We start from the raw sequence: 12,484 nt of genomic DNA, 5'->3' as shown, positions 1-12,484 counted from the left end.
TGATTGAAGATATTGCCTCTGACGGAAGTCTTGGATTTGAAGGCTATCGAGTAGGATGTTAGTCAAGGACTGAAATACGCTGAGGTGTTAGTAACAAGAGTATTTGGTGTAGAAGAGCAGAGCATAGCGAAGGAGAGAAAGAGCATGACAGTTGAGCTTAGAAAATTTGCCACGAAGGTATTACAAGGGGATATGATGACGCCGATTTCGGTGTATCAAGCGCTAGACGGAAAACTTAAGATGCTATTTGAATCCTCGGCCAAGCACGAGGAAAGTGGGCGTTATTCCTTTATCGCCGTTAATCCAATTGCTGAACTTATTGGGGATAAAAATGGCTATACATTTACGAAAGAGCAGGATTTGGAAAAATCAAGCGGTAATGTCTTTGCTAAATTAAAGCAGGTGATGCATGTCCATGAGGCACATTATCCATTTGCTTTTTTCGGAGGAGCAATGGGCTTTTTTGGTTACGAAACAGCGTTTTATGCAGAGAAAATCGGTGATTATTTGCACGATGATTTAGATATGCCAGATGTACATGTTTTTTTCTATGACACGTTTATCGTCTTCGATCATTTAAAGCAAGAGGTTACACTAGCAGCAATTGATTTATTTGAAGAAGGACGTTCGTTAACAATGATGGAGTCAGCTATTGATGAGATGGAGGCACAGCTTTATGCGGGTACGACATTTGGAGACATGGAGTTAGGAGCATTAAAATTCCAACCTATGCTCCCAAAAGAACAATTTGTCGCTATGGTGGACCGCGCCAAACAGCATATTATGAAGGGGGATATTTTCCAAATCGTACTATCTCAGCGTTTTTCGTCACCCTATACAGGCGACCCCTTTGCTTTATATCGTCAGTTGAGAACATCAAATCCGTCACCGTATATGTTTTATATGGATTATGGCGCATATATAATTTTAGGCACTTCTCCTGAAAGTCTTGTAAAGGTGAAGAATCGCAAGGTAACAACGAATCCTATTGCAGGTACGAAGCCTCGAGGTAAAACGGTTGAGCAAGATGAGACAATAGCGCAGAACTTGCTAAACGACGAAAAGGAAATTGCTGAACACCGGATGTTGGTAGATTTAGGTCGCAACGATATCGGCCGTATATCAAAAGTAGGTTCAGTGAAATTGGCTAAATATATGAACATTGAGCGCTATAAATATGTTATGCATATTGTATCAGAGGTTGTCGGCGAACTACGCGATGATGTACATGTATTGGATGTGCTGAGTGCATGCTTGCCAGCAGGTACTGTTTCAGGGGCGCCGAAAATTCGTGCCATGCAGCTCATTAATGAGATGGAACCAGTGAAACGCGGTGTTTATGCAGGAGCAGTTGGTTATATTTCTTCAACGGGAGCTATGGATTTAGCTCTTGCAATTCGGACAATGATTATCAAAGATGACCGTGCGCATGTACAGGCAGGGGCAGGTATTGTTTATGATTCAATCCCTTTGTCTGAATATGAAGAAACACTCAATAAAGCTCGCGCGCTACTGGAGGTAAAAAAATGATTTTACTAATCGATAACTATGATTCATTCACCTATAATTTATATCAGCAGGTAAGTATGCTGGGGAAAGAAGTGAAGGTAGTTCGAAATGATGAACTAACGATTGAAGAGATAAAGGATTTACAGCCACAAGGGATTATTTTATCACCTGGTCCTGGAACGCCGGATCAAGCAGGGATTACGGTGGATGTGGTGAAAGAGCTGTATACAGAGTTTCCGATTTTAGGAATTTGCCTTGGTCATCAATCGATTGGGCAGGCATTTGGTGGTAACATCGTGCAGGCAAAAAATATTATGCATGGAAAATTGTCTAGGTTGCAATATAGTAGAATAGGTCTATTCACTCATTTAGACGGTGAGCTTGAAGTGATGCGCTATCACTCGTTAATTATTGAACCGAGCACTTTACATGAGGATTTTATCATAACGGCAACTTCAAGTGATGATGCTGAAATTATGGCGATTCAGCATAAACAGTACCCGTTATTCGGGTTACAATTCCATCCTGAATCAATAGCTACGAAAGAGGGCAGTGATATGATGCTGGCCTTTCTAGAACAAGTGCATATGGTATAAAAAAAGGCTGTTACAAAAGTCAGTTGTCTCTGATTTTTGTAAACAGCCTTTTGCTATAGTTTAGCTTGCTGGCGACGACGATTAAGTGCTTAATCTAATGTATCACAATTGCATTATATAAGAAGTAACTTATTGCTTCTTTCCGGTAATAAGCTTAGCAATTTCTTCTAATGACATGGAAGAGTTCACTTCGTAAGCACCTATTTGTAAGCTACGTGCATATTTAGCATTTGCAAGGAGGAGTTCCATTTCTACACTATTTTCAATGATACCACCATCTTCAAGCTTCTGTGCCACGATATAAGGGGTAATACCACTATATATTTGAAGCGTCATCGTTGTTTTATCTGATGGGGTGTCAGTCTCTTTGTCGACTTCGTGTGTTTCGTTAGGCGTATCAACATCTTGCGAATCTTTGGTAGCAGTTTGCTGTGTGGCCTGCTTTTTAAACGAGGCAAGTTCTTTATTTGCCATCTCGAGTTTTTTTTGCAATGCCTCGACATCCTTATCTGTAGAGGAATTTACAGCGGGTAAACCAATATTCATATCAAAACGATCTGCTAAGGCAAGCAATGCCCCGATTAGAAAAAGAGCGATACCAAATGCACGGATAGCGGATTTATTCACAATTATCGACCTCCGTTTGCAATCACTTGGCGAACTTGCTCTTCTGTTAAATTTGAACGAATACTAATATCAGCTATAGATAGGCCTTGCTTATTAAGTTCAAGCACCTGACTAATAATTATTTGGTGAATAGGCTTCGTTTGTTGGGGCGTTGGCGCTGACTTTGTTGCTTGGGCTGCTTGTTGAACAGCTTGCATCACCTGCTGCATTTTTGGATTTTGTAGTGGCTGGTTTTGAGCTACCGGTGATTTCACCTGAAAATCTGGCTCTAGCAATAACTCCTCTTCAACAATTTTCAAGCGACGTTTCAAATTATTTGTTTCTTGAAAAATAGAGATAGATAATTCTTCAACATCTTGTTCGACTTTTTTCGCAGTATTTTTGAAAAAGAACGATACAACGATAAGAACGATACCAGCAATCATAAGTATGATGGATAAATCCAATAGTCTCACCTCATTAAATTATGTAATTATAAGGTATTTTACCACATGCAAAGTTAATATGAAATGAAGGTAGATTTTTTTTCAGTTTATGGTATAATGGATTAGTCGTATAAATCATGCTCAAATTTTAATTCTTGATATAGAGTGGGAGGGTTAATAATGCGCGTAAACATTACTTTAGCTTGCACAGATTGCGGCGAACGTAACTACATTTCAAAAAAGAACAAGCGTAACAATCCAGAGCGTCTTGAACTTAAAAAATATTGCTCTCGCGAGAAGAAATACACTCTTCACCGTGAAACAAAGTAATCGCTCATTAAGCCAAAACCACATGTGGTTTTGGCTTTCTACGTTCTAATAGGAGGTAGCCTGGCATGGAAAAAACAATTTTACGAAATGAAGTACGCGAAACGCTAGCGAAGATGACTGCAACTGCATATCGCGACCAATCATTTTTAGTAGCTAAAAAAGTGTTACAGGAACCATATATAATAGAAGCAAAGACGATAGGACTGACGATTTCTAATAAGCCAGAGGTCGACACAATTCATCTTATTGAAGCGCTGTGGCAACTGGGCAAAAAGGTGGCAGTTCCTAAATGTAACCCGAAAACGCGAGAAATGTCGTTTTATGTCATAGAATCGTTTGCGCAGCTAGAAACTGTTTATATGCATTTGCGTGAGCCAATTCCGGAAGTCACTGAATTTGTTGACGCAAATGAAATAGATATCATACTTGTTCCGGGTGTTGTTTTTGATACACATGGCTATCGTGTAGGCTACGGTGGTGGTTATTATGATCGCTATTTAGTAAACTATACAAAGGGTAAGCTCATGTCGCTGCTTTTCGATGAACAGCTACGTGCAAGTGTACCAAAAGCGCCACATGATTGTCCGGTGGATATCATTGTGACGCCTACAAAACGTATTAACTGTGTAGCACAACGAGGAGCGAATAAAAATGGATAAGATGTTAGATATTTATGAATTACTGAAAACATATGGCACTTATATTTATACCCGTGATCCAATGGGCGATTTAATGTTAATGGAAGATGAAATTCGTGAGTTATATAAGGCGAATGTTCTAGACATTAAAGATTACCAAATGGCGTTATTATTAATTCGACAAGAATCAACAAGACTTCGAGTTGAACAAAATAAACAATAGTGTTTTAATTGTGAATGATTTGGGTATGGTAAAAATATTGTAATATGTATGTAATATTCTCAGAAACAGTGGTTTCCCACTGTTTTTATGTTTTTACGAAACTTTTTACAATGAGAAACGTATATATAAGTATCCCGAGCATATAAGAGCAAGAGCAGAAAAGTTTTCCAAAAATATATCTGTTGATTATCTGTTAAAAAAGGATTAAGATATATTTTGTTTCAGTAACAGTTTAGTTAAATTTATTATTTTTTTGTGTAAGGAATAGGAGAGGATGTTAGGAATGAAATCATTAAAGTGGCCTAAACATTCATTTATGATACTAGCAGTCGTAGCAACTTGGATAAAAACGGTCATTGTTTACCACACAAGCTTTGAGATGAAAATTGAAAATGCAATGCAACAATTTATTTTGTTTATTAACCCGTTAAGTTTTTTACTATTTACGTATGGTTTATCGTTATTCTTTAAATCACCGAAAGCAAGAAATCGTTATATTATTATTGTCAGTGTTATTTTATCTATAGTCTTATATGGGAACGTTGCTTTCTATCGTTTCTACAATGACTTTATTACATTACCGGTATTATTCCAGACAAGTAACTTTAGTGATTTAGGAACATCGGCAGCGGCCATTATTAATCCATGGGATTTATTGTACTTTACGGATGTATTTATTTTAATACTGGCGAATAAATACTTACCAAGAATGAAAGCAGCGGTAAAAGTCAATATTGAATTCCGTCGTGCATTCTTCGTATTAGCGATTGCAATGACTTTCTTAAACTTAGGTTTAGCGGAAACAGAGCGTCCACAACTTTTAACACGAAGCTTTGACCGTGAATTACTTGTAAAAAATATCGGTACGTACAACTACCATTTGTATGATATTTATATTCAGTCTAAATCTTCTGCTCAACGCGCACTAGCGGATGGCAGTGAATTAGTAGAAGTAAACAACTACATTCGCTCAAATCAAGCAGCTATCAATAAAGATATGTTTGGTAAATACAAGGATCGTAATGTAATCTACGTGTCACTTGAATCTTTACAAAACTTTGTGATTAATAATGATATGGACGGCCATGAAATTACACCGTTCTTAAACTCTTTAACAAAAGACCCAGACACGTATTATTTCAGTAATTTCTATCACCAAACAGGTCTTGGGAAAACATCTGACTCAGAGTTTATTGTAGAAAACTCATTATTTGGCTTAGGTCGTGGAGCAGTATTCTTCACACATGGTGGAAACACGTATAACTCTATGGCAGAGCGTCTTGGGGAAAATGGTTACTTTACAAACGTTATGCACCCGAACAACAAATCGTTCTGGAATCGTGACATTATGTACAAATCATTAAAAATCAATAAATTTTACGATGTAGACTCATATAAAGTAGAAGAAGGCCAAGCAGTCAACTGGGGTATGAAAGATATTCCATTCTTTGAGCAATCTGCAGCACTAATGAAAGACATGCCACAGCCCTTCTACTCTCGTCTAATTACGTTAACGAACCACTATCCATTCACATTGGATCCAGATGATGTGATGATTCCTGAATATACTTCAAATTCAGGTACATTAAATCGCTATTTCCAAACAGTTCGTTACATGGATGAAGGTATTAAAGACTTCTTCCAAGCTTTAAAAGACCAAGATGTCTATGATAACTCAATTATTGTCATGTATGGAGACCATTATGGTATTTCTGAAAATCATAACAAGGCAATGGCACAGTATTTAGGTAAAGAAAGCATTACACCTTATGATAATGCATTGTTACAAGAGGTACCTTTATTCATCCATATTCCTGGTTCTGGTGAAGGTAAAGAAATGCAAGAAGTAGCTGGTCAATTGGATTTACGTCCAACGATTTTACACCTTCTAGGTATTGAAACGTCAAAAGATATGCAACTAGGGGCAGATTTATTCTCTCCAGAGCATGAGGATTTTGTTATTTTCCGTGACGGTCGTTTTGTAACTGACAAATATGTCTATGCTGGTGAAGCTTGCTATGACAAAGCAACGGGTGAGCAAATCGATGTTGAGCCATGTCAGCCTTATGCTGATCGTGCCACAATAGAATTAGAAAACTCTGATGCCATTATTAATGGAGACTTACTCCGTTTCTATGATGAAAAAACAGGCAACTTAAAACAAGATGCAGTGAAATAAAGGGCAACTTCGATCAGTGGGGGCTTTCTTCATGTCCATTGATTGTTAATGCAGGGTAAAAATTGAGAGAACTCCTTATGGGTTCTCTCTTTAGTTTGTCGTCAACTCTACCGGGTTGGACTGCCCCTAAATTGTTAGACACCAAATCTAACGATTTAGGGGTGTTTTTTATGGCTAATTTATGGCCGAAGAGGAAATATGTATTGCTAGACTTTACCAGAGGGGAAACATGGTTATATGGAACTTCAAGAGTTATATCAGGTTTCTTGTCATTGCGCTTCTACGGGGTCTTCAGCTTGCCGCTATATCCACAGAAGTCGCTGCTTGCGGTCCAATCAACTAGTGTACGTCTATAAGTGCGTGAGGTGGTGGCTATGATGACAAAAAATATAAATATCTATGCACGCCCAAGAGAAACGATTGAACGTGTCTTTGCCAATGTGCAAGCACAGCATGATATGCGTTGAACCTTGCGAGGGATTAAAAAATTGTCTATACAGGGCAATGCTACTTTTGCTACACATGCTTTTAAATTGGGCTGGTGAGACCAACAAACAGCGTAAGCCTCGCCTTTGACAAGCTCGTTTAGAGCGGTAATCAGCTTTGAGATATAATGATAAGCCGATTTACCTTTAAGTCTGGCGCTTCTTCTTGACAAGGGCCACACCAAGAAGGCAAAAATTAATGATGAGAATCTTCCCTTTGTATTGTTCCAATGTTGTCGTTGAGGCATCTAGGTGAGTTAATTTCGTTTCAAAGACAATGTGCCTCGTCCTTTTGATATTTTATTTTTCGCAGCAACCCCTATTAGTGAAATAATTAGAACGACAGAAAATACCATAAAAATGAATTTTTTACGCTGCATGATAAATCTCTAATTTAACCTTTTTTCAAATAGTGTAACTTAAATGAAAAGAGGTAACTGTTATAATTTTGTGTGATGGTGTCATGGATATTTAAAGCTGAAACATAGATGTGTTTACACTTTATATCAATAGAGTAGAAGGCATAAAAATAAAGAGCAGCCTCTCATGAGACTGCTCTTTACTCTGTCTAAATCTTAGTGTAATGTTGGTGGGTATCCGCTATGGATAACTGTCATGATTGTGAACCAACCAAATACAGCTGCACTTAATAAGTTGAAAACAACGCTTAATAGGTTCTTTTCTTTAATTGCTTGGAATGTACCAACGACTGCTAAGATCGCTACTAGACCAAAAATAACCATTAATAAGTTCATTAAAAAGACACTCCTTTCGACATCAGAAAATGAATGTCGTAAACAATATTCCTCCTTAATTGTAAACGTTCTACCTTTGTTTGTCGAGAACTAATATAGTGGAAACTATGAACTTTTATCGTCAAATTGTGGCAATGAATGTATAATATGAAGTTGAGGTGATGATGATGATGAACGTACGAAGTTATTCGCTTGGTCCAGTACAAACGAATTGTTATATCGTATCGAATAAAGACAAAGAATGTATAATTTTTGATCCAGGTGAGGAAGCAGGGCGTATTATAAAAGTGATACGTAGTAACGGACTTAAACCACTAGCTATTTTTTTAACACATGCACATTTTGATCATATTGGTGCAGTAGATGCAGTGCGAGAGGCTTTTGATCTTCCTGTATGGATACATGAAAAAGAAGTAAGCTGGTTAGGTGATCCAAGTAAAAATGGTTCTAGTAAGTACGCAGCGTTGCCGAATTATACTGTAGCAGCACCTGCAGCGGAAAATATTATTAAGCAAGAGCAACAATTTGACATAAGCAATTTTGTTTTTAAAGCTGTTTTTACACCTGGTCACTCACCAGGTAGTATCTCATATATTTTTGAAAATGATGGTTTTGCAATTGTTGGAGACACATTATTTGAGCAAGGCGTTGGAAGAACTGATTTACTGGGTGGTTCGACAAAGATACTACTGGCATCAATTCATAACAAGCTATTAACACTGCCGGAGGATATGATTATTTATCCTGGTCATGGTCATTACACGACAGTTGGAGCTGAAATGGAAACAAATCCTTTTTTAAATGGTTTTTAAAAATTATAAATCTGTATAAACGGTAAAATTATACACTTTCTTGCATTTAGGATGAAATGGAACTAGGTAATAGGTTCTGCGGATAGTTTTATGGCGGATTAGCGATAATGATTCAATTTATATGTCATTAAAGCAATCACACAATAGTAAGCCACTAATGAAAATGTTGATGTTTGTGATCCCTATTATGATAGCCATATTTTCAATTTTCATGCCCTCTGCCATACTATTCGATTAGACCGTGTCATCTTGAATGATTTTACAGACCTTTGTATTTCATAAATTTAATGCAAAAATCCCCCAAACGTTTCATATAGGTTTGATAGCAGACGAATTTTAACCTAATTGATAGTGAAGGGGATTTTTCTATGTTTTTATATGACCAACTGCTAAACAAATGGAGATTTTATTACATATTTATGTATCAATTTCTGCTCTTATCGAAATGATTGCATAAATGAACATAAAAAAAGCGTGTCTCACATATTTATGAGACACACTATTTTCTCTGTATTAATGACCCGCACCAGGTACGTGAATGAATGTTGTATAGTACGTGAAGCCAGCGAAGAATACAGTTAAATATGCTCCGAAAATGTACATGTACATACGTTCTGAAAGGTTTAAGAAGCCTAATAATAAGAATAAACCTGTATTACCTACGAATAATAGCGATACTTCGTTCATACCACCAAGGTAGAACATAACTGCAAAAATACCTGTCCAGAATGCCATAACTTTATACATATTATCCATGAAATTTCCCCTCCTTTTGCCCACGACACAATAATCTCTTATTCATTATAAATGATATGAAAGGTGTCTGTAAACTGGAACTTCTTCTTCTTTGTGACAAACAATTGGATTTTTGTTTTAGCTTTCGATTTCTGTCACGTTTATTTCATATTTACATAAATCGCAGTTATGTACCATGCTTTCAATTTGAACAAATTCATTACTTGTAAATAGGGCATCTAACTGTCCTTTTAAATAAGATTCGTGTAAAGTACAAACAATTTCTGAATGCTTATTTAGCTGCTCTTGAAATGGACAATTAAAAATGGAGAAGATCACTTTTTTTCCATGTTCTGTTTGCTGGATTTGTGGAACATAGCCGATTAATGCAGCGTTATCTGTTAACAATTGAAGTTTTTGTTCAAAGGAAAATGTAGTATTCAATTTTAATTCAGCAGTTAGATAATTTTTCATTTGCTGGAAGCCATCTTGATAACTGATGTCTTGGCATTTTGCCAATGCAATTTCACCTAATTCTTGAATCAGTTGAATGCACCATTTTAACAGACGATCTTCATCACGGCGGGGAAATGTCAGCGATACACCTTTTTCAGATGCTTTATAAACACGGCCAGGGCGACCACCTTTACCGGTTTTGGCAAAATCAGCTGAAATAATATTGATTTCAGATAGCTTCGTTAAATGAAGTCGTGCAACATTTGGGTGTATACCAAATTTATCAGCGATATTTTGTACGGTTACTGTTTTTTTCTCTTTTAGGATGTACTCATAGATAGAGTATCTAGTTTCATCAGCTAATGTACTAGTAATTTTTAATGGATGGATCATTTGCTTCACCTCAATATGGTTTTTTGAATATGTTGTTAAAATATAGCTAGGAAAAAAATCATGTTGATTCTATTATATTGTATTATTGAAAAAGTTACAGTTCCTTTCAACATAAATATTAACTTTTACATATAGTAATGTTCATTTTTAGTGAAAATTTGCAAGTTATCCACAATTTTTTAGCAAAAATCACATTTGATAGGAAAATTTATAGCAAAAATTTATTTTAAGTAAAGGGCTTTCCTCGTATCACTTTCCTATTTATACTAGGAAATAACGAATAGAGCGGTCATATTCGAACGAACCAGAAAAGAGGTGCATCTATGCAAAACTTTGAGTCGGTAGTCGAACAAAAATGTGAGCAACTATTGTTAAAGGCCTATCATTTTGGTGCTTCGGATTTATTATTAATACCGGATGAGGGTCGTTATCGTATTAACTTTCGCAAATATGATAAATTGCTTTCCGCAGGTGAACTACCAAATGAGTTAGCGGAGCGAATTGTATCCTATTATAAATTTCTAGCGGCTTTAGATATTAGTGAACGACGAAAACCCCAAAGTGGCTCCTTTCAAAAAACAGTCGAACAAAGCCGTTTTGCTTTCCGCGTTTCTACACTTCCTTCTGCCTATTTAAAAGAGAGTCTAATTATTCGGCTTCTTCTTCAAAATCAATCATTCCCTCTTACTTCCTTAAGTTATTCCAAAGGTGCAGCAAATAAGCTATTAGAGCTAGTTGATAGCAGGCAAGGCATCTTGCTTTTTAGTGGCGCAACGGGCTCCGGTAAAACGACATCCTTATATTCCCTCGTTCATCATTGTGCCATTCATCTCCAAAAACATGTGATTTCATTAGAGGACCCTGTAGAAAACAATCAGGCACATCTTCTCCAAATTCAAGTAAATGAACGAGCAGGCATCACGTATGCTTCGGGTTTAAAGGCCATATTACGTCATTCACCAGATGTTATCTATACATATGTGTTCAAAAGTATTAAAATAATCTAAATATTAATTTAATAGGGTTTTTTTAAACAAAGGAGGAATTTTGTTTGAAAAATGAATTTATAGTTGTACAAAGAGAGGTTATGAAAGATATAGGATTAAAAGAGAGAAAAATTATTCTATGCTTAAATTTTAAACATATTGATATATGTTACCCTCACCCAGTAAATAGTTTTTTTAAATCAAAATACTTTGCTAAGAACCTAGCTAATAATACTATTAGAGCTTATGCAGAAGATCTAAAAGGATTTCTAAACTATTTGATTAACAGCTATGAGCAAGTTGGAATAAAAAACATTAAGTTGGAGTATGTTACAGATTATTTGAATTTTCTGAACGAAAAAATATCTGAAGGAGATTTGAGGGAGTCTACATTTAAGAGAAAGGCAATGATTCTTGAAAGATTTATTAGATGGTTAAAAGATGAAGGTGAATTTGAGGGAATAATTCATGATAATGATTTTATTAAAGTATATATAAATAATTATTGTTTATACGTGAAGAAAAACGTATTTGAACATCCAGACTATAACGTTATTTTAGCTAAAGAGAATGATACAGACACTTTGTTTGGGAGTGAGGTTATACATGATTTCCCGGATAATAGAGTTGAATATATGAAGACATTTTTAGAGATTGCATTGTCAACTGTTCCAGAAATAGCTTTTGGGATAGCACTACAATTTTTTGGCGGTTTAAGAAGAGGAGAAGTTGTAAATCTAAGTCGTGATGCTTTTTCAAGTGAAATAGATTCTGAAAGTCCATATTTTTTTGTGAATGTAGCTGATAGATTTGAAGAAATATTCCCAGATAAAATTAATTCAGTAAATGAAGAAGTAAAAGTTGTAAGGAAACAATTAGTTTTAAATTTAGGTATTGTAAATGAAGTATATAAAATTCATAAGACAAGAATAGACACTATTAATCCTAAAAGTAAAGCTATGTTTATCTCAAAGAATGGTAAAGCCATATGTGGCCAAAGTTACGCCAGAAAATTTAATTATATTAAAGAAATTTTTTTAGACTATATCTTTATTAAAGATAGAAATGCTTATGAATATTTATCAAAGCATGAATGGGGGTCACATTTTGGGAGAGGTGTATTTACTAATTTTTTAATTGATGATCTAAAATGGACTCCCCATGATGTAATGCTTATGAGGTACGACAAAAATATAGGAATTACGCAATTATATGTAGATAGAATAACGTTGCTAAGAAAAGCGAAGAAAGTTTTAGATATTGTGCCTCAATTAATGAAAAGTAGTGAAATATCTAAAATAAAAGACGTTGCAAATTTGTTGAAAAAGTAGGTGT

General features: G+C 35.8%; 14 protein-coding genes. 9 read left to right on the top strand and 5 right to left on the bottom strand.

The window, feature by feature from the left end:
* Positions 1-144 precede the first annotated feature (144 nt).
* Both trpE and C9J31_RS14995 read left to right on the top strand, forming a co-directional pair.
* Positions 145-1,530, top strand: a complete 1,386-nt coding sequence (gene trpE / locus C9J31_RS15000; protein WP_107950173.1) for an anthranilate synthase component I — start codon at positions 145-147, stop codon at positions 1,528-1,530.
* Positions 1,527-2,105 (top strand): anthranilate synthase component II, encoded by a 579-nt coding sequence (locus tag C9J31_RS14995; protein WP_107950171.1) that lies wholly within the window; start codon positions 1,527-1,529, stop codon positions 2,103-2,105. Before trpE ends, C9J31_RS14995 begins: the two co-directional genes overlap by 4 nt.
* A gap of 129 nt (positions 2,106-2,234) precedes the next feature.
* Here the strand turns inward: C9J31_RS14995 and C9J31_RS14990 are convergent, their stop codons facing one another.
* Together C9J31_RS14990 and C9J31_RS14985 are read right to left on the bottom strand one after the other, a co-directional pair.
* Complete coding sequence (locus C9J31_RS14990) at positions 2,235-2,732, bottom strand: hypothetical protein (protein ID WP_107950169.1); 498 nt, start codon at positions 2,730-2,732, stop codon at positions 2,235-2,237.
* Positions 2,733-2,734: 2 nt separating this feature from the next.
* Positions 2,735-3,187, bottom strand: a complete 453-nt coding sequence (locus C9J31_RS14985) for a hypothetical protein (RefSeq protein WP_235616279.1) — start codon at positions 3,185-3,187, stop codon at positions 2,735-2,737.
* 150 nt (positions 3,188-3,337) lie between these two features.
* Between C9J31_RS14985 and rpmG the strand changes: the two genes are divergently transcribed.
* From rpmG to C9J31_RS14965, 4 genes are all read left to right on the top strand, one after another.
* On the top strand, positions 3,338-3,487 hold the full coding sequence (gene rpmG / locus C9J31_RS14980; protein WP_008408521.1) for a 50S ribosomal protein L33: 150 nt from the start codon (positions 3,338-3,340) through the stop codon (positions 3,485-3,487).
* A 65-nt stretch (positions 3,488-3,552) separates the two neighbouring features.
* Positions 3,553-4,146, top strand: a complete 594-nt coding sequence (locus C9J31_RS14975) for a 5-formyltetrahydrofolate cyclo-ligase (RefSeq protein WP_107950167.1) — start codon at positions 3,553-3,555, stop codon at positions 4,144-4,146.
* Positions 4,139-4,348 carry a YqgQ family protein gene (locus C9J31_RS14970; protein ID WP_054768295.1) on the top strand — a complete coding sequence of 70 codons (210 nt, stop codon included), beginning with the start codon at positions 4,139-4,141 and terminating at the stop codon, positions 4,346-4,348. The genes C9J31_RS14975 and C9J31_RS14970 overlap by 8 nt, the downstream gene beginning before the upstream one ends.
* A 283-nt stretch (positions 4,349-4,631) precedes the next feature.
* Positions 4,632-6,527, top strand: a complete 1,896-nt coding sequence (locus C9J31_RS14965) for an LTA synthase family protein (protein ID WP_107924597.1) — start codon at positions 4,632-4,634, stop codon at positions 6,525-6,527.
* A 1,060-nt stretch (positions 6,528-7,587) separates the two neighbouring features.
* Here the strand turns inward: C9J31_RS14965 and C9J31_RS14960 are convergent.
* Positions 7,588-7,767: a DUF2759 domain-containing protein gene (locus tag C9J31_RS14960; RefSeq protein WP_010859823.1), complete on the bottom strand. Its 180-nt coding sequence runs from the start codon at positions 7,765-7,767 to the stop codon at positions 7,588-7,590.
* 167 nt (positions 7,768-7,934) lie between these two features.
* Here C9J31_RS14960 and C9J31_RS14955 point away from each other — a divergent pair, with 167 nt between their 5' ends.
* A complete protein-coding gene (locus tag C9J31_RS14955) occupies positions 7,935-8,579 on the top strand; it encodes an MBL fold metallo-hydrolase (RefSeq protein WP_107950165.1) in 645 nt (214 codons plus the stop codon).
* A 513-nt stretch (positions 8,580-9,092) separates the two neighbouring features.
* On the opposite strand, the gene C9J31_RS14950 is transcribed toward C9J31_RS14955, so the two are convergent.
* Together C9J31_RS14950 and C9J31_RS14945 are read right to left on the bottom strand one after the other, a co-directional pair.
* Positions 9,093-9,335, bottom strand: coding sequence for a DUF2626 family protein (locus tag C9J31_RS14950; protein ID WP_010859821.1), 243 nt, complete (start codon positions 9,333-9,335; stop codon positions 9,093-9,095).
* A 117-nt stretch (positions 9,336-9,452) separates the two neighbouring features.
* Positions 9,453-10,163 (bottom strand): helix-turn-helix transcriptional regulator, encoded by a 711-nt coding sequence (locus tag C9J31_RS14945; protein WP_107950163.1) that lies wholly within the window; start codon positions 10,161-10,163, stop codon positions 9,453-9,455.
* Between the two features lie 323 nt (positions 10,164-10,486).
* On the opposite strand from C9J31_RS14945, the gene C9J31_RS14940 reads away from it, so the two are divergent.
* Both C9J31_RS14940 and C9J31_RS14935 read left to right on the top strand, forming a co-directional pair.
* Entirely contained in the window at positions 10,487-11,170 is a 684-nt protein-coding gene (locus tag C9J31_RS14940; protein ID WP_107950161.1) for an ATPase, T2SS/T4P/T4SS family, read from the top strand.
* A 44-nt stretch (positions 11,171-11,214) separates the two neighbouring features.
* Positions 11,215-12,480, top strand: a complete 1,266-nt coding sequence (locus tag C9J31_RS14935; RefSeq protein WP_107950159.1) for a site-specific integrase — start codon at positions 11,215-11,217, stop codon at positions 12,478-12,480.
* Positions 12,481-12,484: the final 4 nt, after the last annotated feature.

Origin of the sequence: Lysinibacillus parviboronicapiens, assembly GCF_003049605.2 — a bacterium.
In the GTDB taxonomy this organism is placed as follows: Bacteria; Bacillota; Bacilli; order Bacillales_A; family Planococcaceae; genus Lysinibacillus; species Lysinibacillus parviboronicapiens.
This window is presented reverse-complemented; position numbering and strand designations above follow the sequence as displayed.